Origin of the sequence: Mesorhizobium sp. WSM1293 (assembly GCF_000513875.1) — a bacterium.
Taxonomy (GTDB): Bacteria; Pseudomonadota; Alphaproteobacteria; order Rhizobiales; family Rhizobiaceae; genus Mesorhizobium; species Mesorhizobium ciceri.
Genome location: NZ_AZUV01000001.1, coordinates 477,907 through 501,547, shown reverse-complemented (window position 1 = coordinate 501,547; position 23,641 = coordinate 477,907). Strand labels below are relative to the sequence as shown.

General features: G+C 63.1%; 23 protein-coding genes and 1 pseudogene. 14 read left to right on the top strand and 10 right to left on the bottom strand.

Features of this window, described 5'->3' with window-relative positions:
• Positions 1-27: 27 nt before the first annotated feature.
• The 4 genes and pseudogenes from M729_RS01000000134590 to M729_RS0102505 form a co-directional block, all read left to right on the top strand.
• Positions 28-438, top strand: a pseudogene (locus M729_RS01000000134590) (DUF559 domain-containing protein); the annotation flags it as partial.
• Positions 439-1,317: an ABC transporter permease gene (locus M729_RS0102515; RefSeq protein WP_013530914.1), complete on the top strand. Its 879-nt coding sequence runs from the start codon at positions 439-441 to the stop codon at positions 1,315-1,317. It abuts the pseudogene before it with no gap.
• A complete protein-coding gene (locus tag M729_RS0102510; protein WP_027160664.1) occupies positions 1,314-2,468 on the top strand; it encodes an ABC transporter permease in 1,155 nt (384 codons plus the stop codon). The genes M729_RS0102515 and M729_RS0102510 overlap by 4 nt, the downstream gene beginning before the upstream one ends.
• Positions 2,469-2,508: 40 nt before the next feature.
• The gene (locus M729_RS0102505; RefSeq protein ID WP_027160663.1) at positions 2,509-3,480 is read left to right on the top strand and encodes an ABC transporter substrate-binding protein; all 972 of its coding nucleotides are present in this window, start codon (positions 2,509-2,511) and stop codon (positions 3,478-3,480) included.
• 50 nt (positions 3,481-3,530) lie between these two features.
• Here the strand turns inward: M729_RS0102505 and M729_RS0102500 are convergent, their stop codons facing one another.
• The gene (locus M729_RS0102500) at positions 3,531-3,989 is read right to left on the bottom strand and encodes an Lrp/AsnC family transcriptional regulator (protein WP_024501498.1); all 459 of its coding nucleotides are present in this window, start codon (positions 3,987-3,989) and stop codon (positions 3,531-3,533) included.
• 125 nt (positions 3,990-4,114) lie between these two features.
• Between M729_RS0102500 and M729_RS0102495 the strand changes: the two genes are divergently transcribed.
• Positions 4,115-5,398: a cystathionine gamma-synthase family protein gene (locus M729_RS0102495; RefSeq protein ID WP_027160662.1), complete on the top strand. Its 1,284-nt coding sequence runs from the start codon at positions 4,115-4,117 to the stop codon at positions 5,396-5,398.
• A 154-nt stretch (positions 5,399-5,552) separates the two neighbouring features.
• Positions 5,553-5,993 (top strand): CHRD domain-containing protein, encoded by a 441-nt coding sequence (locus M729_RS0102490; RefSeq protein WP_027160661.1) that lies wholly within the window; start codon positions 5,553-5,555, stop codon positions 5,991-5,993.
• Positions 5,994-6,205: 212 nt separating this feature from the next.
• On the opposite strand, the gene M729_RS0102485 is transcribed toward M729_RS0102490, so the two are convergent.
• The 3 genes from M729_RS0102485 to M729_RS0102475 all read right to left on the bottom strand — a co-directional run bounded on the left by M729_RS0102485 (position 6,206) and on the right by M729_RS0102475 (position 10,059).
• Positions 6,206-7,855 (bottom strand): thiamine pyrophosphate-binding protein, encoded by a 1,650-nt coding sequence (locus tag M729_RS0102485; RefSeq protein WP_027160660.1) that lies wholly within the window; start codon positions 7,853-7,855, stop codon positions 6,206-6,208.
• A complete protein-coding gene (locus tag M729_RS0102480) occupies positions 7,852-9,027 on the bottom strand; it encodes a CaiB/BaiF CoA-transferase family protein (RefSeq protein WP_027160659.1) in 1,176 nt (391 codons plus the stop codon). Before M729_RS0102480 ends, M729_RS0102485 begins: the two co-directional genes overlap by 4 nt.
• Before the next feature lie 99 nt (positions 9,028-9,126).
• Positions 9,127-10,059, bottom strand: coding sequence for an alpha/beta hydrolase (locus M729_RS0102475; protein ID WP_027160658.1), 933 nt, complete (start codon positions 10,057-10,059; stop codon positions 9,127-9,129).
• A 183-nt stretch (positions 10,060-10,242) separates the two neighbouring features.
• Here M729_RS0102475 and M729_RS0102470 point away from each other — a divergent pair, with 183 nt between their 5' ends.
• The gene (locus M729_RS0102470; protein WP_027160657.1) at positions 10,243-11,250 is read left to right on the top strand and encodes a ribonuclease; all 1,008 of its coding nucleotides are present in this window, start codon (positions 10,243-10,245) and stop codon (positions 11,248-11,250) included.
• Positions 11,251-11,340: 90 nt separating this feature from the next.
• On the opposite strand, the gene M729_RS0102465 is transcribed toward M729_RS0102470, so the two are convergent.
• Positions 11,341-12,627, bottom strand: coding sequence for a GGDEF domain-containing protein (locus M729_RS0102465; protein ID WP_032808027.1), 1,287 nt, complete (start codon positions 12,625-12,627; stop codon positions 11,341-11,343).
• Between the two features lie 254 nt (positions 12,628-12,881).
• On the opposite strand from M729_RS0102465, the gene ettA reads away from it, so the two are divergent.
• From ettA to M729_RS0102445, 3 genes are all read left to right on the top strand, one after another.
• On the top strand, positions 12,882-14,531 hold the full coding sequence (gene ettA / locus M729_RS0102455) for an energy-dependent translational throttle protein EttA (RefSeq protein ID WP_013530923.1): 1,650 nt from the start codon (positions 12,882-12,884) through the stop codon (positions 14,529-14,531).
• Positions 14,532-14,574: 43 nt separating this feature from the next.
• The gene (tam, locus tag M729_RS0102450; protein ID WP_027160655.1) at positions 14,575-15,342 is read left to right on the top strand and encodes a trans-aconitate 2-methyltransferase; all 768 of its coding nucleotides are present in this window, start codon (positions 14,575-14,577) and stop codon (positions 15,340-15,342) included.
• 142 nt (positions 15,343-15,484) lie between these two features.
• Positions 15,485-16,606: a beta-ketoacyl-ACP synthase III gene (locus tag M729_RS0102445; RefSeq protein WP_027160654.1), complete on the top strand. Its 1,122-nt coding sequence runs from the start codon at positions 15,485-15,487 to the stop codon at positions 16,604-16,606.
• A gap of 10 nt (positions 16,607-16,616) precedes the next feature.
• On the opposite strand, the gene M729_RS0102440 is transcribed toward M729_RS0102445, so the two are convergent.
• On the bottom strand, positions 16,617-17,183 hold the full coding sequence (locus tag M729_RS0102440; RefSeq protein ID WP_027160653.1) for an isoprenylcysteine carboxylmethyltransferase family protein: 567 nt from the start codon (positions 17,181-17,183) through the stop codon (positions 16,617-16,619).
• 197 nt (positions 17,184-17,380) lie between these two features.
• Here M729_RS0102440 and M729_RS0102435 point away from each other — a divergent pair, with 197 nt between their 5' ends.
• Positions 17,381-17,998, top strand: coding sequence for an MOSC domain-containing protein (locus tag M729_RS0102435; RefSeq protein WP_027160652.1), 618 nt, complete (start codon positions 17,381-17,383; stop codon positions 17,996-17,998).
• A gap of 47 nt (positions 17,999-18,045) precedes the next feature.
• Here M729_RS0102435 and M729_RS0102430 read toward each other — a convergent pair whose 3' ends face one another.
• Entirely contained in the window at positions 18,046-18,885 is an 840-nt protein-coding gene (locus M729_RS0102430) for an SDR family oxidoreductase (RefSeq protein ID WP_027160651.1), read from the bottom strand.
• Between the two features lie 129 nt (positions 18,886-19,014).
• The gene (locus tag M729_RS0102425; RefSeq protein WP_027160650.1) at positions 19,015-19,980 is read right to left on the bottom strand and encodes a D-amino acid aminotransferase; all 966 of its coding nucleotides are present in this window, start codon (positions 19,978-19,980) and stop codon (positions 19,015-19,017) included.
• Positions 19,981-20,137: 157 nt separating this feature from the next.
• Between M729_RS0102425 and M729_RS0102420 the strand changes: the two genes are divergently transcribed.
• On the top strand, positions 20,138-20,635 hold the full coding sequence (locus tag M729_RS0102420; protein ID WP_027160649.1) for a hypothetical protein: 498 nt from the start codon (positions 20,138-20,140) through the stop codon (positions 20,633-20,635).
• Between the two features lie 6 nt (positions 20,636-20,641).
• Here the strand turns inward: M729_RS0102420 and M729_RS0102415 are convergent, their stop codons facing one another.
• Both M729_RS0102415 and tsaA read right to left on the bottom strand, forming a co-directional pair.
• On the bottom strand, positions 20,642-20,956 hold the full coding sequence (locus M729_RS0102415; RefSeq protein ID WP_013530931.1) for a DUF2293 domain-containing protein: 315 nt from the start codon (positions 20,954-20,956) through the stop codon (positions 20,642-20,644).
• The gene (gene tsaA / locus M729_RS0102410) at positions 20,953-21,489 is read right to left on the bottom strand and encodes a tRNA (N6-threonylcarbamoyladenosine(37)-N6)-methyltransferase TrmO (RefSeq protein ID WP_027160648.1); all 537 of its coding nucleotides are present in this window, start codon (positions 21,487-21,489) and stop codon (positions 20,953-20,955) included. The genes M729_RS0102415 and tsaA overlap by 4 nt, the downstream gene beginning before the upstream one ends.
• 122 nt (positions 21,490-21,611) lie before the next feature.
• On the opposite strand from tsaA, the gene M729_RS0102405 reads away from it, so the two are divergent.
• Together M729_RS0102405 and metF are read left to right on the top strand one after the other, a co-directional pair.
• Positions 21,612-22,634, top strand: a complete 1,023-nt coding sequence (locus M729_RS0102405) for a metalloregulator ArsR/SmtB family transcription factor (protein ID WP_027160647.1) — start codon at positions 21,612-21,614, stop codon at positions 22,632-22,634.
• A complete protein-coding gene (gene metF / locus M729_RS0102400; RefSeq protein WP_027160646.1) occupies positions 22,631-23,548 on the top strand; it encodes a methylenetetrahydrofolate reductase [NAD(P)H] in 918 nt (305 codons plus the stop codon). Before M729_RS0102405 ends, metF begins: the two co-directional genes overlap by 4 nt.
• Positions 23,549-23,641 lie beyond the last annotated feature (93 nt).

The following is a 23,641-nucleotide window of genomic DNA, read 5'->3' as shown; positions in this document are numbered from 1 at the left end:
GATCCGACCAAGAGAAAGGTCGGGGCAACCGCTCGCGCCCGAAAGCTGCGGGTTGACGAGACCGAGGCTGAATACAGGCTTTGGGGGGAGCTGAGAGACCGTCATCTCAATGGCTACAAATTTGTGAGGCAAGTGCCGCTTGGACCGTTCATCGCGGATTTTGTTTGTCGCGAGGTAAGCCTGATTGTCGAACTTGATGGTAGTCAGCACGCAGATTCTCCAACCGACCCTTCCAGGACAGCTTGGCTGAACGGACAAGGTTATTCGGCTCTCCGGTTCTGGAATCATGAGGTTTTGGCCGAACGTCGAGCGGTCCTGGATACGATCTTGGCTTGCCTTGACGGAAAGATTTCTACCCCCTCACCCGACCTCCGCTTCGCTCCGGCCACCCTCTCCCCGTTGGGGAGAGGAGGGCGCCAGTCGGCTGAGGCCCGCTAGATGGACACCTTCCGCGACAAGCTCGTTCCCGTCACCTCCATCCTCGTTGGCGTGATCGCGCTCTGGTATGTCTTCGCCGTCATCCTCAACACGCCGTTCCAGCGCGATCTCGATCGTCGCGCCGGTGAAACATCCACGTTCAGCGAACTCATCGGCAAGACGCTGTCGCAGCCGAAGCCGACATTGCCGGCGCCGCACCAGGTGGCGGTGAATTTCTTCGAGAACACCTTCCTGCGGCCCATCACCTCCAACCGCAGCCTGGTCTACAATGCCTGGGTGACGCTTTCGTCGACGCTGCTCGGCTTCGCTTTCGGCACGGCGCTCGGCATCATCATCGCCGTCGGCATTGTCCATGTGGCGACGCTCGACCGCAGCCTGATGCCGTGGATCATCGCCTCGCAGACCATTCCCATCCTGGCTGTGGCGCCGATGATCATCGTCGTGCTGGGGGCGATCGGCATCAGCGGGCTCGTCCCGAAGGCGATGATTTCGACCTATCTGTCGTTCTTCCCGGTGACTGTCGGCATGGTGAAGGGGCTGCGCTCGCCCGAGATCATGCATCTCGACCTGATGCACACCTACAATGCCAGTCGCGCACAGACCTTCTGGAAGTTGCGCGTGCCTGCTTCGGTGCCGTTCCTGTTCACCTCGATGAAGGTGGCGGTGGCGGCAAGCCTGGTCGGCGCCATCGTCGGCGAACTGCCGACAGGCGCTGTCGCCGGCATCGGCGCCAAGCTGCTCGCCGGCGCCTATTACAGCCAGTCCATCGACATCTGGTCGGCGCTGGTTGCTGGCTCAGTGGTGGCAGCCCTTCTGGTCATGGTGGTCGGCATTGCCGGGCGCCTCGTCGACCGCGCCATGGGCGGGAGGCCGGCATGAACTGGCTGAAACCCTCCTGGCAGGCAGTGCTGGCGATCGTGCTGTGCCTGATCGCAGTGGCGCTCGGCCCGATCGCCGCGCCGAAAGTCGATGCACTGGCGCAGCCTGCAGGGACGTTGATATACCCCTATGTGGCGACGACCTGGCTGATTTTCGGCGTGCTGCTTGTCGCTGCTTTGATCTCGATGACCAGAATACCGTCCATCGTCGAAGCCGTTGTGCTTTTCATCGGCGCGCATCTGGCCGCCTGGCTGCTGATTGGCGGCATCACCGGCTTCGAAGGCCTGGCGCGGACGCCGTTCTTCCTGTTGCTCACCGGTGCATGGCTGCTTGGCTGGCGCTGCGTGGCGGTGCTGTCATCATTGCGTCCGTTCGCCAAATGGGCTCGCACCGCGCTGCGCCTGATCATCCCGGCCATCTTCGGCGCCTGGATCCTGATCATCTGGGAAGCGGTGACGCGTGGGGCCGGCATACCCTTCATCCTGCTGCCGCCGCCAAGTGCCATCGGCGCGCGCATCGCCGGTTCGCTGCCGGTGCTCGGCGCCGATGTCCGCCAGACCATCTTCAAGGCGGTCATCTTCGGCTATGTCGTGGGCAGCGGCGCCGGCTTCATCACCGCGGTGCTCGCAGACCGTGTGCCGTTCCTGCGACGCGGCCTGTTGCCGATCGGCAACATGGTCTCGGCGCTGCCGATCATCGGCGTCGCGCCGATCATGGTGATGTGGTTCGGCTTCGACTGGCAGTCCAAGGCGGCGGTGGTCATCATCATGACCTTCTTCCCGATGCTGGTGAACACGGTCGCCGGTCTGGCCGCCTCCGGCCATATGGAGCGCGACCTGATGCGCACCTACGCGTCGGGCTACTGGCCGACGCTCTTGAAGCTTCGGCTGCCGGCAGCAGCTCCCTTCATCTTCAACGCGCTGAAGATCAACTCGACGCTGGCGCTGATCGGCGCCATCGTTGCCGAGTTCTTCGGCACGCCTGTCGTCGGCATGGGCTTCCGCATCTCGACCGAGGTCGGGCGGATGAACATCGACATGGTCTGGGCCGAAATCGCAGTTGCAGCACTTGCGGGTTCGGTCTTTTATGGCGTGGTCGCTCTTGTCGAAAGAGCCGTCACGTTTTGGCATCCCTCTGTCCGTGGTGGATAGGGGCGGTGGGTTTAGGGCACTAACTTCAGAGGGTAACAAAATGAAAAGACTGATTATTCCCGTTCTGGCTGGCGCGATGTCGCTTGCCGCTTTCCAGGCAATGGCCGCCGACAAGGTGACGTTGCAGCTGAAATGGGTCACGCAGGCCCAGTTTGCCGGCTACTATGTCGCCAAGGCCAAGGGTTTCTATGAGGCCGAGGGTCTCGACGTCGACATCAAGCCGGGCGGTCCCGATATCGCGCCCGAGCAGGTGATCGCCGGCGGTGGTGCCGACGTTATCGTCGACTGGATGGGCGGTGCGCTGGCTGCCCGCGAAAAGGGCGTGCCGCTGGTCAACATCGCCCAGCCGTTCAAGAAGGCCGGCATGGAACTGGTCTGCCCGAAGGACGGCCCGATCAAGACCGAAGCCGACTTCAAAGGTCACACGCTCGGCGTCTGGTTCTTCGGCAACGAGTATCCGTTCTACGCCTGGATGAACAAGCTCGGCCTGAAGACCGAGGGCGGCCCGGACGGCGTCACGGTGCTCAAGCAGAGTTTTGACGTGCAGCCGCTGATCCAGAAGCAGGCGGACTGCATCTCGGTCATGACCTACAACGAGTACTGGCAACTGATCGACGCCGGCTACAAGCCGGAACAGCTGACCGTGTTCAACTACTCGGCCATGGGCAACGACCTGCTCGAGGACGGGCTCTATGCGTCCGAAGACAAGCTCAAGGATCCGGCCTTCGAAGACAAGATGGTGCGTTTCGTGCGCGCCTCGATGAAGGGCTGGAAATACGCCGTCGACAACAATGACGAAGCCGCAGGCATCGTCATGGACGGCGGCGGCCAGGACGAAAACCACCAGAAGCGCATGATGAGCGAAGTCGCCAAGCTGATCGACAATGCCGACGGCAAGCTTGACCCGGCGACCTACGAGCGCACCGCCAAGGCGCTGCTCGACCAGAAGATCATCACCAAGGAGCCGACCGGCGCCTACACCACCGCCATCACCGACAAAGCGGTCAAGTAAGCCTAGCCGGCAACACATCTATCCAGAAAGCGGCGCCTCCGGCAGAAATGTCAGAGGCGCCGTTCCTTTATGGTGTTCATGACGAAGCTGGTCTCGATCGAGGCGACGCATTTCAGCCGCGCGATCTTTTCCTTGATGAAGCGCTCGTATTGTTCGAGGCTTCCCGTCACCACTTTCAGCACATAGTCGCGCGAACCGGTGACGAGGTGGCATTCCAGCACCTCTTCCCAGCCGCGGATCGCGTCCTCGAACATCACGATCTCGTCTTCGTTCTGGCGGCTGAGCCGGATGGTGGCGATGGCGACCATGCTCCAGCCGAAGGCTGAGGGATCGACCAGCGTGGTGTAGCCTCTGATGACCCCGGTCTCCTCCAGCCGCCGCACACGCCTCAGGCAGGGCGACGGCGACAGGCCGATGCGCTCGGCAAGCTCGTTGTTGGTGATGCGGGCGTCGGCCCGCAGCTCACGCAGGATTTTCAGGTCGAAATCGTCGGCTATCTTCTGCTGCACTTTCGGTCTCTCCAGGCAATTTGTTGCGGGGATGCAGCCATGTGAGCCCAAGAATAGCAAGGACTGGCGGAACGAGATCGCATAAATTGCCGTTCACTATTTCACTCGAACAGGCAGGAAAAGCCATGACCGCGCCACGCCCGTCGAAAACCCATATCGGCAACCACAAGCTCCATCCGGAGACGCTGATGCTGAGCTATGGCTTCGATCCGCAGCTGTCGGAGGGCGCCGTCAAGCCGCCGGTGTTCCTGACCTCGACCTTCGTGTTCAAGTCGGCGGAGGAGGGACGCGACTTCTTCGACTACACATCCGGCAGGAAGGAGCCGCCGAGCGGCACCGCCTCCGGCCTGGTCTATTCGCGCTTCAATCATCCCAACAGCGAGATCGTCGAGGACCGGCTGGCGATTTATGAGGGGACGGATGCCTGTATCCTGTTTTCATCGGGCATGTCGGCGATCGCCACGACACTGCTCGCATATGCCCGTCCAGGCGACGTCATCCTGCATTCGCAGCCACTCTACGGCGGCACGGAGACGCTTTTGACGCGCACGCTCTCCGGTTTTGGCATCGGTGCTGTCGGTTTCGCGGATGGCGTGGATGAGCCGGCGGTGCGCACGGCCGCCGACGCGGCTGTCGCGAAAGGCCGCGTGTCGGTCATCCTGATCGAGACGCCGTCAAACCCGACCAACAGCCTGGTCGACCTCGCGCTGATGCGCAAAATCGCCGACGAGATCGGCGCGAGCCAAGGGTCAACGCCGATCATCGTGTGCGACAACACATTGCTGGGTCCGGTGTTCCAGCGGCCGATCGAACATGGTGCCGACGTGTCGGTTTATTCGCTGACCAAATATGTCGGCGGCCATTCCGACCTGATCGCGGGTGCCGCCATGGGCAGCAAGGCTATCACCAAGCCGATCAAGGCGCTGCGCGGCGCGATCGGCACGCAGCTCGACCCGCATTCCTGCTGGATGCTCGGCCGCTCCCTGGAGACGCTGTCGATCCGCATGGAGCGGGCCAACGACAATGCTCGCCTGATCGCCGAATTCCTGCGCGACCACGCCAAGGTCGACAAGGTGCACTACCTGCCGTTTCTGGGCGAGAATACGCCGGCCGGCCGCGCCTACAGGGCGCAATGCAGCGGCGCCGGATCAACCTTCTCCTTCGACATCAAGGGCGGGGAGAAGGCGGCTTTCGCCTTCCTCAACGAATTGCAGATCTTCAAGCTGGCGGTGAGCCTCGGCGGAACGGAATCGCTGGCCAGTCACCCCGCGGCCATGACCCATTCGGGCATTCCCTTCGAGGTGCGCCAGCGCATCGGCGTGCTGGAGACCACGGTCAGGCTGTCGATCGGCGTCGAGCATCCGGACGATCTGATCGCCGACCTGACGCAGGCGCTGGCGGCGGTCTGACCGCTATCGCTGAAGCCGGACAGGACGGCCCCTAGGATCTCTATACGTCATCACAAAAACGTGTGGTTGGATACATTGTGCCGCCAGGCCGTTCCGTTGGCGCATGCGCGCGCCGGGGAGCCGCGACGCATGCACAGTCAATCGGAGGTTCTTCATGCGCATCCAATCCTTCTTACCGGCGCTGTCGGCGCTGGCCATTTCGACCGCTTTCCTGTTCGCATCGCCGGCCTTGGCAGCCATGGAAAAGTTCAAGGCGACACTAGACGGCAGCCAGCAGAGCCCGCCCGTCACCACGAAGGGTAAGGGCACGGCCACTTTCACCTTCGACACGACCAAGAAGAAGCTCAACTGGAACGTCAAATATTCCGGCCTCAGCGGACCGGCGACGGCCGCGCATATCCATGGCCCTGCGGCGATGGGTGAAAACGCCGACCCTGTCATCCCGTTCAAAAAACTCAAGAGCCCGATCAAAGGGTCGGAGACGCTCACTGATGCCCAGGCGGCTGACCTTGAGGCCGGCAAGTATTACGTCAACGTCCACACCAAAGCGAACCCGAATGGGGAGGTCCGCGGCCAGATCGAGAAGGCGAAGTAGCTGACCGTTGAAGGTTGGCGGGACAGCGCCCCCCCTCTGTCCTGCCGGACATCTCCCCCTCAAGGGGGGAGATGGAATGTACTTCGGGTTTCGCCAATCGCCAGTATTGGAAGAAGGGCGAGACGACGAAACTGCCAATCTCCCCCCCTTGAGGGGGAGATGCCCGGCAGGGCAGAGGGGCGTGAAGGAACTCGACTTGCCCCGGTCGGCTCTCAAACCTTGTCGCGGATCTGGGTCATCGTCCGGGTCGGGGTGATCGCTTCGGGGTCGAGCCTGATCTCGACGATCGCCGGCTTGCCGCTGGCGCGGGCGCGTTCGAAGGCCGGGGCGAAGTCCGCCGTCTTCTCAACCGTTTCGCCATGGCCGCCATAGGCGCGGGCGAGAGCCGCGAAATCGGGGTTCTTGAGGTCGGTGGCCACCACGCGGCCGGGATATTCGCGCTCCTGATGCATGCGGATGGTGCCGTAGATACCGTTGTTGACGACGACGACGACGATCGGCAGGTCGTATTGCACGGCAGTGGCGAATTCCTGCCCGTTCATCAGGAAGCAGCCGTCGCCGGCGAAAGCGACCACGGTGCGCTCTGGAAACAGCTCTTTGGCGGCGACTGCCGCAGGCGTGCCATAGCCCATCGAGCCTGACGTCGGCGCACCTTGAGTGGCGAAGCGGCGGAAGCGATGGAAGCGATGCACCCAGGTGGCGTAATTGCCTGCGCCGTTGGTGAGAATGGCGTCGTCGGGCAGCATCTTTTCGAGATAGTTCATGATCGGGCCCATCTGGACCGGGCCGGGGCCGCTTTCGGGTGGTGTCGACCAGTCGAGATAGGTGGCATGCAGCTTTGGCGTCTCGGCTGCCCAGACGGGTGCGGAGGCCGGCTTGCGTTTGGCGAAAGCGTCGACGAAGGCGGACGGCGAGGCGTTGATCGCCAATGCCGGCCTGTAAACGCGGCCGAGCTCGCCGGAATCGGCATGGACATGGACCATTGTCTGGGCGGGGTAGGGGCTTTTCAGCAGCGTGTAGTCCGAGGAGGGCATTTCGCCCATGCGGCCGCCGATCAGCAGCACGAGGTCGGCCTGCTTGATCGCTGTGGCCAGCTTCGGGTTGATGCCTATGCCGACATCGCCGGCATAGTTCGGATGCAGATGATCGAACAGCATCTGGCGGCGGAAGGAACAGCCGACCGGCAGCGACCAAGCCTCGGCGATCGCGCGCATTTGTGCAACCGCCTCGGCGTCCCAGCGCGTGCCGCCAAGGATGACGAAAGGCCGCTTGGACTTGGCCAGCAATTTCTCAAGCGCATCGAGTTCGGCTTCCCCGGGCCGCGTTTCGACCGGTGTGTGCGGCAAGGCGACGGGCGCTTCAACGACACTGGTCAGCATGTCTTCGGGCAGCGAGATCACCACTGGGCCGGGACGGCCCGATGTCGCCACGGCGAAGGCGCGGGTGACGAATTCTGGGATGCGCGAGGCGTCGTCGATCTCGACTACCCATTTGGCGATGTCGCCGAAGAACCTCTTGTAATCCACCTCCTGGAAAGCCTCGCGCTCTTTGGCGTGGCCGGCGACCTGGCCGATGAACAGGATGACGGGTATCGAATCCTGCATGGCGATGTGGATGCCGGCCGAGGCATTGGTGGCGCCGGGGCCGCGGGTGACGAAGCAGATGCCGGGCTTGCCGGTCAGGCGGCCGTGGCAATCGGCCATCATGGCGGCACCGCCTTCCTGGCGGCAGACGATGGTGCGGATCGCTGAATCGTGCAGCGCGTCGAGCACCGCCAGATAGGATTCACCGGGCACGCAGTAGATGCGGTCGGTGCCGTTGGCTTCGAGAGCGTCGACGATGAGTTGTCCGCCGGTCTTCATTGTCCAGACTTCTCCAGTTCGGCAAGGATTTCTTGCGTGTGCTCGCCCAGGCGCGGCGAGGGGCGCTCATAGACCAGCGGCGTGCCCGACATCACCATCGGCGCGCGCACCGAAGGCAGAAGATTGCCATGGCCGTCGTCCAGGTCGAGCCGCATGCCGCGCGCGATCGTCTGCGGGTCGGCGAACATCTGGCCGATCGTGTTGATCGGGCTCGCCGGCACGCTGGCCGCTTCGAGCTTTGCCAGCAGCGGATCGCGATCAAAAACCTTCAGCGCCTCGACCATGCGTTCGCGCAACTTGGCCCGGTTGGCGACCCGGGCGGGATTGGTGGCGAAGTCGGGATTGGCAGGCAGGTCGTCCAGCCCGACGGCAGCGCAGAATTTGGCGAACTGGCCGTCATTGCCCACCGCCAGGATGATGTGCCCATCCCGGACCGGCACCACCTCGTAGGGGGCGATGTTCATATGCGCATTGCCCATCTGCACCGGCGATCTGCCGGAGACGAGATAGTTCAAATTCTGGTTGCCGAGCGCCGAGATCTGGGTGTCGAAAAGCGCCATGTCGACATGCTGGCCTTCCCCGGTCTGCTCGGCATGGCGCAGTGCTGCCTGGATGGCGATGACCGAATAAAGGCCGGTGAAGATGTCGGAGATGGCGACGCCGGCTTTTTGCGGCTCGCGGCCGACCTCGCCGGTGATCGACATCATGCCGGCCATGGCCTGGATGATAAAGTCGTAGCCGGCGCGCGGCGCATAGGGTCCGTCCTGGCCGAAACCGGTGATCGAGCAGTAGACGAGGCGCGGGTTGATCTTGCGCAGGCTGTCATAGTCGAGGCCGTATTTCTTCAGGCCGCCGAGCTTGAAGTTCTCGATCAGCACGTCCGAAGTGGCGACCAGCCGGCGCACCGTCTCGGCGCCTTCCGGGGTCGAGAAATCGATGGCGATGGAGCGCTTGCCGCGATTGCAGGAATGGTAATAGGCGGCCGACAGGTTCTCGCCGTCCTTGCCCATGACGAAGGGCGGGCCCCATTTGCGGGTGTCGTCGCCGCCATCGGGGCTCTCGACCTTGATGACATCGGCGCCGAGATCGGCAAGCAACTGCCCGGCCCATGGCCCGGCAAGGATGCGGGCGAGTTCGACGACGCGGACGCCTTTCAGCGGGGGCTCAGCCATGGATCACCGTGGTTGCCGCAATCACTGCGATTGCTGCGAAAGCAGAGCCTCTATCAAGCCCTGCAACGGCTGTCACGGCTCTTGCAATGGGCCAATCCGTCACGCTTTGAGGACTTCGTCGGCCCAGGCGGCGAAATCATCCATGATAATGTCGCGATTCACCTCGTTCAGGCTTTCGTGGCGGGTGTCGGCGTAAACCTTTGAAACCAGATTCGAAAAGCCCATCTTGCGCATGCGATTGGCAAGATGGGTGATCCCTTTGCCATAGTCGGAAGCCGGATCCTTCTCGCCTCCGACGATGCTGACGGGCAGGTCGCGCCGGATACCGGCAAAGCCGGCATCCTTGCCGCCGTTCAGCGCCATACCGACGACGTCGCGCCACATCGACACCGAAGCGTCCCAGCCGCACAAGGGATCGGCAATGTATTTCGCCACTTCCGCTTCGTCGCGCGACAGCCAGTCGAACACTGTGCGGTGATTGGGCACCGCCTTGCCCCAGGCCTGGAAGGTGAGTTTCGGCAGCAGGCGCGATGGCACGTCGGAGCCGAGCCGCATCCGTTCCCAGGCAAGGATGCCGAGCGCAAGCTGCCCAAGCGGGCCTTGGGAGAAATTGCCATTCCAGATTGCTGCCGCGTGAACGCGTGGCGAGTGGCGCGACAGGTAGTTCAGCGCCACCGACGCACCCATCGAATGGCCAAACAGGATGACCGGTCTGTTTGGCCGTTCGCGGGCGATGAGATCATGGATGACGTCGACGTCGGCGATCACCTTGGCGGCACCGTCCCTGTCGGCGAACCTGCCGAGCGGAGCGTCGGACGCCTTGGTCGCGCCGTGGCCGCGATGATCGTGGACATAGACGTCGAAACCGCGCGAGCCAAGAAAATCGGCAAAGCGGGCATAGCGCGCTGCGTGCTCGGCTAGCCCGTGATTGATCTGGACGACGGCGCGTGCCCGCCCATCGGCCTGCCTGACGAAAAGATTGAGCTCGGCACCGGTCGGCGAGGCAACCACGCGCTGCTGGCTGAATGACATGCCGCCTGATCCCGCCCCTGCTTTTGTCGTCGTTGGCTTTGTTTGCGCCGGCCCACATTATGCGTCAATCCGGCAAACCCGCTTTTCGCGACGATGTTTCTTGCGTTCGGTCAGCAAAATATCGCAATTCTGACATGGAGACAGCTTCAGTCTGTCGCCCACTTCTTCAGCCGGGGATTCTCCATGCGCATCGGTGTCGTTTTCGGATTGGCCATGTTGGCGGCGTCGCTGGCCGGGGCGGCGCATGCCGACGTGAAGATGAGCGGCAGCTTCGTCGCCGACGCCGCCTGTCCGGCGACGCAAGCGATCAAGAACGGCAAGAACCCCGGCAATGTCTCGACCGATGCCGGGCAGAGCTATCAGTTGCTTGCCGGCAACAAGGAGACGCCGACGCATTATCTCATCCTGGTGCCGGGCGCCGATCCGGAGCGCCGCTGGGTGAAGGTCAGCTGCGGCCATGTTTCCGGCAGCAGCGCGGCGACCGTGCCGGCCGCGCCGGACGAGCAAGGCAAGCCGGCGGCATCGGGGAAGCCCGAATACGTCTTCGCGCTGAGCTGGCAGCCGGCGTTTTGCGAGACAAAGTCGAACAAGACCGAATGCAGGGCACAAAGTACCGGCGATTTCGACGCCACGCATTTCACCTTGCACGGCCTGTGGCCGCAGCCGAATGGCAATTTCTATTGCCAGGCGACGGCGAGTGACAAGGCCAACGACAATCCGGCCCACTGGAAAGACCTGCCGCCGGTCAATCTTGACGCCAACACCCGCACGGAACTCGACCAGGTGATGCCTGGAACGGCCTCCCACCTCGAACGGCATGAATGGATCAAGCACGGCACCTGCTACGGCAAGAGCCAGCAGGACTATTTCTCCGACGCGCTGAATTTGATGCGCGCGGTGAACAGTTCGCCGGTGCGCGATCTCTTTGCCAAAAACATCGGCGGCAAGCTGACGGCCGACCAGATCCGCGGCGCTTTCGACACTGCCTTCGGGGCGGGAGCAGGGGACCGCGTGCGCGTTTCCTGCGTCATCGATCCGTCGAGCGGCAGGCGGCTGATCGGCGAACTGACGCTCGGCCTCGCCGGCCCGATCGGCCCAAACAGCGCGCTCAAGGACCTGCTGCTGGCTTCGGTGCCGACCAACAAGGCAGGCTGCCCGACCGGCACCGTCGACGCTATCGGGTTCCAGTAAAATACGGGGCAGATAAACGCTGGCGGGACGCAGACACCGGACTGTCGTGCCGGCAGGCGTGCGTCGGCACAAGAAATCCTGGAGCAGACCCTAAATCTGTGCGGATCTGGTCCACGCAGCGGCCGTGTCGGCTTCGTGGCCGCCCGGCTCGCCGACGACGCGATCACGGCCGGTCGACTTCGCCTTATAAAGACGCTGGTCGGCAAGCGCGAACAGGTCGGCAAGGCAGCGCGTGGTTTCGCTGACGCTGGAAACGCCGGCGCTGACGGTGAGTTCGAAGCGGCTGGTGGCGGCCGAGCCCTTGACCGCGTAGCGAATGCTTTCGCCGAACAGCCTGGCGACCGGGTGCGGACGAGAACTGAGGATGGCGAATTCCTCGCCGCCGATGCGGAACACCTGGTCTTCGGCGCTTGCCGTCTCGCCAAGCAGGCTTGCGACCGCTTTCAGCACCTTGTCGCCTTCGGCATGGCCGAAACGGTCGTTGATCGATTTGAAATGGTCGACATCGATGATCAGCAGGCTGAGCGGCCTTGCGGTGCGCAGGCTGACCTGGACGGCGGCTTCACCGTCGGCGTCGAAGCGCCCGCGATGCAGCAGGCCTGTCAGCCCGTCGCGGCCGACATGTTCGACCAGCGCTTCATAGCGTTCGCGATAGGTCAGCGTATCAAAGATATCGGTCAGTCCGCGCGGTGCCGTGATCTGTCGTTCCTCGAACCATTTGAGATAGGCGACAAGCATGGTGCTGAAGATCAGCGCGGCGGCCATCTTGGCAAACCAGCCGCCGAAAAAGACGGCTATCGGCGCGCCGGCGACGAAATGCAGAGCGGTGAAGAACCCGGCCTGGTCGAAGGTGAGCACGCACGCGACGGAAGTCAGGATGCGCGCGAACGGTGCCTTGCGCAGGGTGCGCCCGAGCTTTTCGTACAGCAGGATGATAAGGATGGCATCGACGAACAACAGCGTTGTGCCCCAAACCATCAGCCAGCCCATCTCGTCGATGAAACTCATGTCGGGTTGCCTACCGTCGGGAAGTGGGGCGACGGCGTGGAGGCGCAACAGCAGCACCAGTCCGATCATCAGCGCATTGCCGAGCAGCAGGCCGTAGATCGGCTGACGGACGGTGGCGGCATCCTCCTTCATATAGAGCAGCAAAAGCATCACCAGCTTGCCGGAAAACAGCACCGCCGAGCCCGGAGAGACCATGCCGAACGGCAGAGCGACGTAAAAAACGCTGGCGAGATAGGTCTCGAGGAAGTGCATGACGCCGAGCGCGCAGACGAAGACGCCGAGGCCGATACGCTGTCTGAAGCGGAAAAGCGTCACCATGACGCTGAAGTAGACGACCGCTTCGGCAAGGAGCAGGAAACTGTTCAGCAATGCCGTCGACCCGATCTCTTTCTCGAAATCGCGAATAGCGAGCGATTCCACGCCGATCCTGTTTTGACGCCGAAGAGTTAACCGGAGATTTCAGCACGCTTCGCGCTGGTGGAAAACTTCGGAGTAGCGGACACTTCCGCGTGTGACCGGGCAGATATGGCAAAAGCGATTGCCGTTCGCCGCCGCATCGCCTACATAGCGGCCAACCTCCATTCAATTCGACAAATCCAGTCGGTTTTTCAGGGAAAGCGCGCGTGGCACGCCAGTTCATCTATCACATGGCCGGCCTCAACAAGGCCTATGGCACCAAGAAGGTGCTCGAGAATGTCCATCTCTCCTTCTATCCGGACGCCAAGATCGGCATCCTCGGCCCCAACGGTTCGGGCAAGTCGACGATCCTCAAGATCATGGCTGGGCTCGACAAGGAGTGGAACGGCGAAGCGTGGCTCGCCGAAGGCGCCACTGTCGGCTACCTGGCGCAGGAGCCGGCGCTCGATCCGGACAAGACCGTGTTCGAAAACATCATGGAAGGCGTCGCCGCCAAGACCGCCATCATCGAGCGCTACAACGAATTGATGATGAACTATTCCGACGAGACGGCCGACGAGTCGGCCAAGCTCCAGGACGAGATGGATCGGCTGAACCTGTGGGACCTCGAACAGCAGGTCGAGATGGCGATGGAAGCGCTGGGCTGCCCGCCCAAGGATTCGGAAGTCACCAAGCTGTCGGGCGGCGAACGCCGCCGCGTCGCACTTTGCCAGCTTCTGCTGCGCCAGCCCGACCTTCTGCTGCTCGACGAACCGACCAACCATCTCGACGCCGAAACCACGGCATGGCTGGAAAAGCATCTGCGTGCCTATCCGGGCGCCGTGATGATCATCACCCACGATCGCTACTTCCTCGACAACGTCACCGGCTGGATCCTCGAACTCGATCGCGGCCGCGGCATTCCCTATGAGGGCAACTACACCAAGTACCTCGAAGCCAAGGCCAAGCGGCTCAAGCAGGAAGGCCGCGAGGACGATGCCCGCCAGCGCGCCATCGGCCGCGAGCGCGAATGGATTCAGTCGAGCCCGAAGGCCCGCCAGACCAAATCCAAGGCGCGTATCCAGGCGTTCCAGGACCTTTTGGATGCAGCCGACAAGCGGCGTCCGAGCGATACGCAGATCGTCATCCCGCACGGCGAGCGGCTCGGCAATGTCGTGATCGAGGCGGAAGGCCTGTCGAAGGGCTTTGGTGACACGCTGCTCATCGACGGCCTGGAATTCAAGCTGCCGCCCGGCGGCATCGTCGGCGTCATCGGCCCGAACGGCGCCGGCAAGACGACACTGTTTCGCATGATCACCGGCCAGGAAAAGCCGGATGCGGGTTCTGTGCGCGTCGGCGAAACGGTGAAGCTCGGCTATGTCGACCAGAGCCGCGATGCTCTCGATCCGTCGAAGACGGTGTGGGAAGAGATTTCCGGCGGCGCAGAAGTGGTCAAGCTCGGCAAGTTCGAGGCCAACACGCGCGCCTACTGCGCGTCGTTCAACTTCCGTGGCGGCGACCAGCAGCAGAAGGTCGGCAACCTCTCCGGCGGCCAGCGCAACCGCGTGCATCTGGCCAAGATGTTGAAGACCGGCGGCAATGTGCTGCTGCTCGACGAACCGACCAACGATCTCGACACCGAAACGCTGGCCGCGCTCGAAGACGCGCTGGAAAATTTCGGTGGCTGCGCGGTCATCATCTCGCACGATCGCATGTTCCTCGACCGCCTGGCGACGCACATCCTCGCCTTCGAGGGCGACAGCCATGTCGAATGGTTCGAGGGCAATTTCGAGGATTACGAGCAGGACAAGATCCGCCGCCTCGGGCCGGATGCCGTCAACCCGCACCGCATGACCTACAAGAGGCTGACGCGGTAGGGGGTTTTCCGGGCGGCGATCTCAACCGGCATGAGGAGCTCAAATGGCTGATTGGTCCGCCGCCCAATATCTGAAATTCGAGGACGAACGCACGCGGCCCGCGCGGGATCTTGTGGCGCAGGTGCCCGTCGACTTTCCACGCCGGGTCGTCGACATCGGCTGCGGGCCGGGCAATTCGACCGAGTTGCTCGTCGGGCGCTGGCCGGATGCCGGGGTGAGCGGCTTCGACACTTCGCCCGACATGATCGAGAAGGCGCGGGCGCGCTTGCCCGAGGTCACCTTTGATCTCGCCGATGCCTCCACATGGCAGCCGGCGGAGCCGGTCGACGTGATTTTTGCCAATGCGGTGTTCCAGTGGCTGCCCGAGCATCCCGCAGTCTTCCAGCGGCTGATGGGTTTCCTCGCGCCAGGCGGCGCGCTGGCCGTCCAGATGCCCGACAATATGGGCGAAGACTCGCACCGCCTGATGCGCGAGACCGCCGCCGAAATGCCGTTTGCCGAAAAGTTCAAGGGCGCGGCACGCGGGCCGTTGCCGCCGGTGTCGTCCTACTATGACCTCCTGTCGCCGCTCAGTGATCGGCTGGATATCTGGCATACCATCTACAACCACCCGCTTGCCGATGCGCAGGCGATCGTCGAATGGGTGAAGTCGACGGGCCTGAAGCCGTTCCTCGATCCGCTGGATTCCGACGAACGGGCGATGTTCCTTGAAAGCTACACGGCCAAGATCGCCAAGGCCTATCCGAAGACGGCTAGCGGCAAGGTGCTTTTGCGCTTTCCACGCATCTTCATCGTTGCCAAGCGGGCCTGATTATCCATGTTGCACGAGGACCAGTCCGGCCTAAACCTTTGGTTTAAGCCGGCGTAAACCGCCGCGGTGAGAAAACTGTTGCGCCGGAGCGTTCCGGCGCCCACATGAAGCCCGCAACGCCTGCGGATGGGACGGACTGGACATGCATCGCGTCATCATCAGCGGCATCGGCGTTGAAATCCCTGAAGCCACAATCACCAATGAAGAGCTGGTGGCCAGCTTCAATGCCTGGGTCGACGCGGAGAATGCGCGCCGCCTGGGCACCGACGAGCCGCCGCTGGCGAAATCGGATAGCGACTTCATCGTCCACGCTTCGGGCGTGCGCACCCGTCATGTCATCGAGCGCGAAGGCATTCTCGACCCGACCCGCATGTCGCCGCGCATTCCGGCTCGGCCCGACGATGCGCTGTCGCTCGAAGCCGAGTTCGGCATCGCCTCGGCAAAGAAGGCTCTCGAGCATGCGGGACTACAGCCGTCGGATATAGACCTGGTGATCTGCTCGGCCTCGCATCACCAGCGGCCCTATCCGGCGATCGCCATCGAAATGCAGGAGGCGCTGGGCACGAAGGGCGCAGGCTTCGACATGGGGCTCGGCTGTTCTTCGGCGGCGGCGGCCTTGCACATCGCCGTCAATTTGGTGCGGTCGGGCGCGCACAAGCGCATTCTGGTGACGACGCCCGAGATCATCACCGGCCATCTCAATTTCCGCGACCGGCAGACGCATTTCATTTTCGGCGACGCTTCGGTGTCGATGGTGGTCGAAGGCCTGGCCAAGGGCGACAAGCGGCCGGGGCGCTTCGAGGTGCTCGACACGCGCATCTGGACGCAGATGTCGAACAACATCCGCACCAATCTGGGCTACCATACCCGCACCGCCCAGGATGATCCCTACATGATCAATCTGGAAGGCAACCTGATCAAGCAGGTCGGCAACAAGGTGTTCAAGGAAGTCACCGTCGCCGGGCAGAAATTCATCGTCGAATTCCTCGCCGAGCACGGGCTGACGCCACAGGCGATCAGGCGCTTCTGGCTGCATCAGGCCAATGCGCGGATGAATGCGATGATCCTGAAGCTGTCGTTCGGCCACGAGGTCGATCACGACCGCGCGCCAATGGTGCTGGAGCGGCTGGGCAACACGGCGGGCGCCGGGGCCATCGTCGCGCTGTCGGAGAACCACGCCGATATGAAGCCGGGCGATTTCGGTCTGATCTGCGCTTTCGGCGCGGGGTACTCGATCGGCGGCGCGCTGCTGAGAATGCTTTGAGGCTGCCGCGTCAGGCTGGTGCGAACGGCACCAGCATCGGAACGCGCGCGGCATAGTCGTCATAGGCGCTGCCCAGTTCGCCGCGCAGGAAATTTTCTTCCAGCCTGGCTTTCGTCACGATGCCGATGATGAGCAGCGCGGTTCCGGCTATGCCCCAGATGGTGCCCTTGGCCGCCATGGTGGCGAGGATCGCCAGCAGCAATCCGGTGTAGATCGGATGCCGGACAAGGCCATACGGGCCGGTGTTGACGACATGGTGCCCGGCCTTGGCGGTGATGGTGCCCGACCACAGCCTGCCGAGATGCAGGCGCGCCCACCAGGCAAAGGCGATGCCGATGGCGATCAGGGCGACACAGATCCAGGCTTCGGGGAGATCAGGCATCCACAGCCTGAGCCGGCCTTCATAGCCGTGCGCCGGAATGAACAGCAGCACCGCGCCGGCTATCCAGAGACCCCGATAGCGGGCCTCCGCCTTGAACCCGGCGCGCTTCTGGGCAGGGTCGGACCACAAAGCGGCGACGGCCCAGCTTCCTGCCCAGATCAACCAAAGCAACGTGATTGCCGTCACAGGTCGCATGATCAGCCTCCGCAAACCGTCTGGACGTCACTATGAAACCGGCACCGCGCGCCGGCAATGCGGTGCGAGATCGATGACAGGTAAGAAAAGCGTGATCGCGATCCTATCGGTGCTGTTGATCGGACGATCAGCACTTTCGACTGGACGCCGCGAAGCGCGCCCGGCTAATTCGCTGGATGACGAATAGAAAGAACGCCATGCCGGATCTCTTCCCCGAGGCTGAAAAGCCGGTTGAAATCATCGCCGCGCGAAAGCTTGCCGCCAGGGCGGCAGCGCTTTACGTGGCGCCGGCGGATCATTTTCAGACGCGCCCGGTGGACGAATTGCGGCTGGGTTTCGACGGCATTTCAGGCGATTTCCATGCCGGACCGACGCGGCGCTCGGGCGGGCGCGAGCCCTGGTATCCGCGCGGCACTGAAATGCGCAACGAGCGGCAATTGTCCATCGTGGCAGCGGACGAGCTGGCGGTTGTCGCCGAGCGCATGGGCCTGGCCGAGATCAAGCCGGAATGGATCGGCGCCAATCTGGTGATCGAAGGGGTGCCGAACCTCTCCATGCTGCCGGCCGGCACGCTGCTGTTCTTCAAGGGCGGCGCCACCATCAAGGTCGACGCACAGAACGGCCCGTGCCGCATCGCCGGCCGGTCGATCGCCGAAAACGCCGGAATGGCCGACGTCGAAGCCGGCGCGCTGCTGTTCCCGAAAGCGGCGAAGCGGCTGCGCGGCATTGTCGCCTGGGTAGAGAAGCCAGGCACGGTTAGGGCAGGCGAAGAGATATCGCTGCGCGTGCCGGAGCAGTGGATTTATCAAGCCTGACGGCCGGCTACGCCGCCCATGGAGCGGCGCAGCAAAAGCGCTGGACTTCAGCCCTTGCGGTTCTTCTTCGCGCCTTGCGCCATGATGGAAACGTCGTCCCACTTCTCCCAGGTGGCAATGCGGTTGGCGTATTCCTGCTTGATCATCGGCAGGCCGCCATCGCCGAAGAATACCCGCAGCGGCGGCTCGGCGGCGTCGACAATGGCCAGCATGGCCGGCCCGGTGGCGTCTGGATCGCCGGCGACCGAATTGGCGCGGCGCTCGGCCATCTTGGCACGGGCGGGCGCATAGGCCTCGATCGGTTGGGACACCTTGGCCGACGGCCCGGCCCAGTCGGTGGAGAAACCGCCCGGCTCGACCAGCGTCACATGGATGCCGAATTCCGCGACCTCGATGCTGAGCGACTGGCTGAAGGCCTCCAGCGCCCATTTCGAGGCGTGGTAGAGGCCGAGCGAGGCAAAGGCATTGACGCCGCCGATCGACGAGATCTGGATGATGTGGCCGGAACGCTGTGCCCGCATAATCGGCAGTGCGGCCTGAGTGACCCACAGAGCGCCGAAGACATTGGTTTCGATCTGGTCGCGAGCTTCCTGTTCGCTGACCTCCTCGATGGCGCCGAAATGGCCGTAGCCGGCATTGTTGATGACGACGTCGAGCCGGCCAAAACGCTTGTGCGCCTCGGCGACAGCGGCATCGACGGCTTTCTTGTCGGTGACGTCGAGCTTTATCGCGGCAATCCTGTCGCCGTATTTCTCGACGAGATCGGCGAGCGTGCCGGCATCGCGGGCGGTGGCCGCGACGCTGTCGCCACGCGCGAGTGCAGCCTCGGCCCAGACGCGGCCAAAGCCCTTCGACGATCCGGTGATGAACCAAACCTTGTTTGTCATGATCTTGGAGTCCTTGCCCCTGCGGGCGTGATTTTGGATGAAAGCGGAGGCTTCTCCGCTTTCGGGCATATACGGTCGATCCTCTGATTTTCCAGAGGCGACGGGAATCTTTTGACAAAGACGCCTGAATTATCGGGGATAATTCACCTGAGACGACCAGGCCGGGTCATCGTGCTTTTGCCAGTAGCGCGCCATCAGCCGGCTGGTGATCGGTCCGACCTTGCCATTGGCGATCGCCGCGCCGTCGATCTCCGTCACCGGCATGATGCCGCCCGCAGTGGAGGTGATGAACACCTCGTCGGCCTCGCGCAATGCGGTGACGCTGACATCGGTCGCCGTGGCGGCAAGGCCTTCTTCTGCACAGAGATCGAAGACGGTGCGGCGGGTGACGCCGGGCAGCACGCCGGTGGCCGGCGTCGACAGTTTGCCGTCCTTGACGCAGAAGACGTTGAAGCCCGGGCCTTCGGCGACATTGCCGTTGAAGTCGAGGAGCAACGCGGTCTCTGCACCGCGGTCATAGGCATCGTAGAGGCCGCGCACCAGATCGAGCCAGTGGTAATTCTTGATCGCCGGGTCGATCGAGGCCGGCGGAATACGCATCTTGTCGCTGATGGCGACCCGCAGGCCGCGCTGCAGCTGCTCGGCGTTGGCGACCGAGCCGAACGGCACGGCGAAGGCCATGAAGCGGTTGACCGCCTGGCGCGGGTCGCGGCTGAAGGTCGGAGAGGCGCCGCGCGTGCACAGCATTTCGACATAGGCGGCGCGATGACCGGACAGCGCCACGCAATTGTGCAAGATTTCGGTCACGCCGTCGCGGTCGAAGGGAATGGTCATGCGCAGCTTTTCCAGCCCGCCGAGGAAGCGGTCGAGATGCAGATCGAGGCGGAAGAAGCGGCCGTTCCAGACATGCACGGTGTCGTAGGTGGCGTCGGAATGCAGAAAACCCCAGTCCAGCACCGAGATCTTGGCCTGCGACATCGGCAGGTATTGGCCGTCGAGAAAGGCGATGCCGTCGGGGTAGGAATGCGGGTCGACATGGCGGTCGCCAACCACGGGCAGTTGCTTCTCGTCCTGTGTCGTCGCCGTGTGGCTCATCGGGGCCTCCTGTCACGCAAGGCGAGTCAGCAGGCTATCGGCGCAGGGCAGAACGCATAGAGCCACCCGCCCGGTGCTGTTCGGCCTCGATGACGATCTCGCCGATACATTGGATCGGAATTGCCTTAGATTGCGCGCTCTGAACGGGAGGGGGAAGATGGGCAGGCTTGGGGCCGTCATAGCAGCCATGACGATGTTCGCCGCTGCGGGCGAAGCCAGCGCCCAGTGCGCGCGCGAAGGCGAGGAATTGTGCCGGGGCGGGCAGACCTATCGCTGCGAGAAAACCGGCAGCGAATTGACACCGATCTTCCAGAACGTGCCTTGCGCGGTGCCGTCGCTGAGCGGCACCTGGGTCGGCAGCGGCCATCAAAGCCCGGCGGGTGACGCCGGGGCCGACTGGCCGATCGCCATGACCATCAACGATGGCAGCGCGTCGATCGACTATCCGTCACTCGGCTGCGGCGGATTGCTGTCACAGACGTCCAGGGACGGCATTTCGGCGGAATACCACGAGAGCATCACCTACGGTCAGGACAAATGCATCGACGGCGGCAACATCACCGTCAGGTTTTTCAAGGAAAATCTGTCCTGGACCTGGATCGGCCAGGCCGATGGTCAGCCCTATAATGCGGTCGCAGTGCTTAAGCGGAAGTAGCCGTGGTCATTCCTCCTCGTCATCCGCGTCGAGCAGGCGCGTCGCGCGCCAGCGAGTGAGCACGACGTTGGTCTGCTCGATGACGAAGAAACGCGCCGAGTCGCGGTCGTAACCTTCGCTCAGCAGTTTCTCGTAATCTGTGTGCATGTGGCGGATATGGGCAATCGTCGCCAGCCATACGGCGATGCCTGGTGGTAAGGTCTTCATGTGGACCGCGCCGGCGTCGCCGCGGATCTTCTCCATGTCGGCATAAGGCGCCAGCGGCAGAAGTGCTGTCAGCGCCTTGGCGATGGCGCGGCGGCGACCGGTGGGCGCCGTCATCGCCGAACCCCGGGCTCGTCGCGCCCTTCGATGGTCGCCTCCGATATAGCGTCGGTCGAGGCGAAATAGGGTTTTATGTCGATGACCGGAGTGCCGTCGAGCACGTCGATGGCGTCGAGATCGATGCGGCCGGTGTTCTGGTCGAGCCCGACGAGCCTGGCCACATGCAGCCCGATTGGGTTGGGGCGGGCAGGGGAGCGCAGCGAAAATACGCCTTTTGCTTCGACCGCATGGCGTGGTTTCTGCACAATCAGGTCCCGCGGCGCGTGATGCAGCCAGGACAGGATGATGACGTGGCTGGCGCGCTCCAGCCCCCGTAAGCCATTTCGATAGGGCGCGTCGATGGTCAGCACTGCCTTCTGCCCGGTCTCGCGCGCGGCGCGCATGTTCTTCGGGCAGGTTTCGCGCGTCGTCCACGGCGAGGCAATGCGGCCGATGAAGACGATGCCGTCATCCGGCGGCATCAGTGCCGGATCGTTTTCCAGCCTCTGCTCGCCTTCGCGCGCCTCGAACATCTCACGCGGTCCAGTCATGGCCCATGTCTCTTAAAACGCCACACAAGCGGCATTTTCTTGTCCGGAAGCGACATAGCGCTTGCAAGGTTTCGAAAACTGACATAAACATATGTTTATATCTTTTCAAAGAGAATACGCTGATGCATGTCTCGCTCGACACTATGGTGGATACGTTAAAGGCGGCGGCCGAATCCAGCCGATTGCGCATACTGGCACTTCTGTCGCGCGGTGACCTCACCGTTTCCGATCTTACCGAAATTCTCGGCCAGTCGCAGCCGCGCGTTTCGCGGCACCTGAAGCTGCTTCTGGAGGCAGGGCTGATCGGCCGCTACCAGGAAGGGTCCTGGGCCTTCTTCCGCCTGTCGGATGCGGATTCCGCGCGTGACTTCGTCATGGGCCTGGTTTCCGGCATTCGCGGCGCCGATCCGCAGGTCGAGCGCGATCTTGAGCGCCTGGCCTCGGTCAAGCGCAAGCGGCAGGACCGGGCGGTCGAGTATTTTTCCGTGAATGCGGCAAGCTGGGACCATATCCGCTCGCTTCATGTGCCGGACCGCGCCGTCGAAGCCGCAATGCTGAAACTGGTCGGCAAGCGGCCGTTCCAGTCGATGCTCGATCTCGGCACCGGCACCGGGCGGCTGCTCGAAATCTTCTCGCCGCTCTATCGGCGCGGTGTCGGCATCGACATGTCGCGCGAGATGCTGACCGTGGCGCGCGCCAATCTCGACAAGGCCGGCGTTTCGAACGCGCAGGTTCGGCAGGGCGACATCTTCGCGCCGCCGGTCGAGCGCGATGCCTTCGATCTCGTCACCATCCATCAGGTGTTGCACTATCTCGACGATCCCGCCCGCGCCATCCGCGAGGCGGCGCGGCTTTTGCGTCCGGCAGGACGCCTGGTCATCGTCGATTTCGCGCCGCATGCGCTGGAATTCCTGCGCGAGGAGCATGCGCATATGCGGCTCGGCTTTTCCGACCGGCAGATCGCCGACTGGTTTTCGGAAGCCGGCCTCGATCTCGAAGATGCCCAGGAGTTCGAGCCGCGCGGTGGCAATGAGGCGAGGCTCACTGTGAAACTCTGGCTCGGCCGCGATCGGCGCCTGCTGATTGCCGATCCTTCCAACGACACAAGGCAGGCCAAAGCGAACTCGATGGGGGAAATCGCATGAACCAGTTCCGCTTTTCCCGCCGCCCCGACATCGGCGACAAGGTCAGGGTTTCCTTCGAATTCTTCCCGCCGAAGACGGACGAGATGGAAGCGAGGCTGTGGGAGACGGTCACGAGGCTGGAGCCGCTGAAGCCGAAATTCGTCTCGGTGACTTACGGCGCCGGCGGCTCGACACGGGAGCGCACCGCGCGCACTGTAAAGCGCATCTTGACGGAAACCGGTATTCCTGCAGCGGCGCATCTGACCTGCGTCGGGGCAACGCGCGACGAGGTCGATGCGGTCATCCGGGATTACAAATCGATCGGCATCAACCGGTTCGTGGCGCTGCGCGGCGACCCGGCCTCCGGCGTCGGCGGGCCCTACCGGCCGCATCCCGGTGGCTACGAGAATGGCGCGGAACTGGTCGCCGGGCTCAAGACGATCGCGGATTTCGACATCTCCGTCGCGGCTTATCCGGAAAAGCATCCGCAAAGCCCCGATTTTGCCACCGACATCGAGATGCTGAAGCGCAAGGTCGACAATGGCGCGACGCGGGCGATCACCCAGTTCTTCTTCGACAACGATCTCTACGAGCGCTATGTCGAGCGCGTTCGCCGCGCCGGCATCTACATCCCGATCGTGCCGGGCATCCAGCCGGTTCACAGTTTCAAGCAGGTCGCGAACTTTTCCGCGAGGGCGGGCGCGCATGTGCCCGGCTGGCTGGCGGAGCGTTTCGAAGGCCTCGACAAGGACCCGCAGACGCATGCGCTGGTGGCATCGGCGGTGGCAGCCGAACAGGTCATGGACCTGGTCGAGCGCGGTGTCGGCGATTTCCACTTCTACACCATGAACCGCGCCGATCTGGTCTTTGCCATCTGCCATATGATCGGTATTCGCTCGCACGAGGCGGCGGCCGCCGGATCAGCCGCGGCATGAGGTCGGGCTCAACAACAAAAGGCCGGGAAAACCCGGCCTTTTGAATTGGTTGGACTATTTGGGTGCTGGTCTTCCCCGCTTTGGCGGTCAGGG

What these genes read in the sequence shown, in the direction of transcription:
- M729_RS0102515 (WP_013530914.1), top strand. Translation starts at nt 439, where the DNA reads ATGGACACCTTCCGCGACAAGCTCGTTCCCGTCACCTCCATCCTCGTT.
- M729_RS0102510 (WP_027160664.1), top strand. Translation starts at nt 1,314, where the DNA reads ATGAACTGGCTGAAACCCTCCTGGCAGGCAGTGCTGGCGATCGTGCTG.
- M729_RS0102505 (WP_027160663.1), top strand. Translation starts at nt 2,509, where the DNA reads ATGAAAAGACTGATTATTCCCGTTCTGGCTGGCGCGATGTCGCTTGCC.
- M729_RS0102495 (WP_027160662.1), top strand. Translation starts at nt 4,115, where the DNA reads ATGACCGCGCCACGCCCGTCGAAAACCCATATCGGCAACCACAAGCTC.
- M729_RS0102490 (WP_027160661.1), top strand. Translation starts at nt 5,553, where the DNA reads ATGCGCATCCAATCCTTCTTACCGGCGCTGTCGGCGCTGGCCATTTCG.
- M729_RS0102485 (WP_027160660.1), bottom strand. Translation starts at nt 7,855, where the DNA reads ATGAAGACCGGCGGACAACTCATCGTCGACGCTCTCGAAGCCAACGGC.
- M729_RS0102480 (WP_027160659.1), bottom strand. Translation starts at nt 9,027, where the DNA reads ATGGCTGAGCCCCCGCTGAAAGGCGTCCGCGTCGTCGAACTCGCCCGC.
- M729_RS0102475 (WP_027160658.1), bottom strand. Translation starts at nt 10,059, where the DNA reads ATGTCATTCAGCCAGCAGCGCGTGGTTGCCTCGCCGACCGGTGCCGAG.
- M729_RS0102470 (WP_027160657.1), top strand. Translation starts at nt 10,243, where the DNA reads ATGCGCATCGGTGTCGTTTTCGGATTGGCCATGTTGGCGGCGTCGCTG.
- tam (WP_027160655.1), top strand. Translation starts at nt 14,575, where the DNA reads ATGGCTGATTGGTCCGCCGCCCAATATCTGAAATTCGAGGACGAACGC.
- M729_RS0102445 (WP_027160654.1), top strand. Translation starts at nt 15,485, where the DNA reads ATGCATCGCGTCATCATCAGCGGCATCGGCGTTGAAATCCCTGAAGCC.
- M729_RS0102440 (WP_027160653.1), bottom strand. Translation starts at nt 17,183, where the DNA reads ATGCGACCTGTGACGGCAATCACGTTGCTTTGGTTGATCTGGGCAGGA.
- M729_RS0102435 (WP_027160652.1), top strand. Translation starts at nt 17,381, where the DNA reads ATGCCGGATCTCTTCCCCGAGGCTGAAAAGCCGGTTGAAATCATCGCC.
- M729_RS0102430 (WP_027160651.1), bottom strand. Translation starts at nt 18,885, where the DNA reads ATGACAAACAAGGTTTGGTTCATCACCGGATCGTCGAAGGGCTTTGGC.
- M729_RS0102425 (WP_027160650.1), bottom strand. Translation starts at nt 19,980, where the DNA reads ATGAGCCACACGGCGACGACACAGGACGAGAAGCAACTGCCCGTGGTT.
- M729_RS0102420 (WP_027160649.1), top strand. Translation starts at nt 20,138, where the DNA reads ATGGGCAGGCTTGGGGCCGTCATAGCAGCCATGACGATGTTCGCCGCT.
- M729_RS0102415 (WP_013530931.1), bottom strand. Translation starts at nt 20,956, where the DNA reads ATGACGGCGCCCACCGGTCGCCGCCGCGCCATCGCCAAGGCGCTGACA.
- tsaA (WP_027160648.1), bottom strand. Translation starts at nt 21,489, where the DNA reads ATGACTGGACCGCGTGAGATGTTCGAGGCGCGCGAAGGCGAGCAGAGG.
- M729_RS0102405 (WP_027160647.1), top strand. Translation starts at nt 21,612, where the DNA reads ATGCATGTCTCGCTCGACACTATGGTGGATACGTTAAAGGCGGCGGCC.
- metF (WP_027160646.1), top strand. Translation starts at nt 22,631, where the DNA reads ATGAACCAGTTCCGCTTTTCCCGCCGCCCCGACATCGGCGACAAGGTC.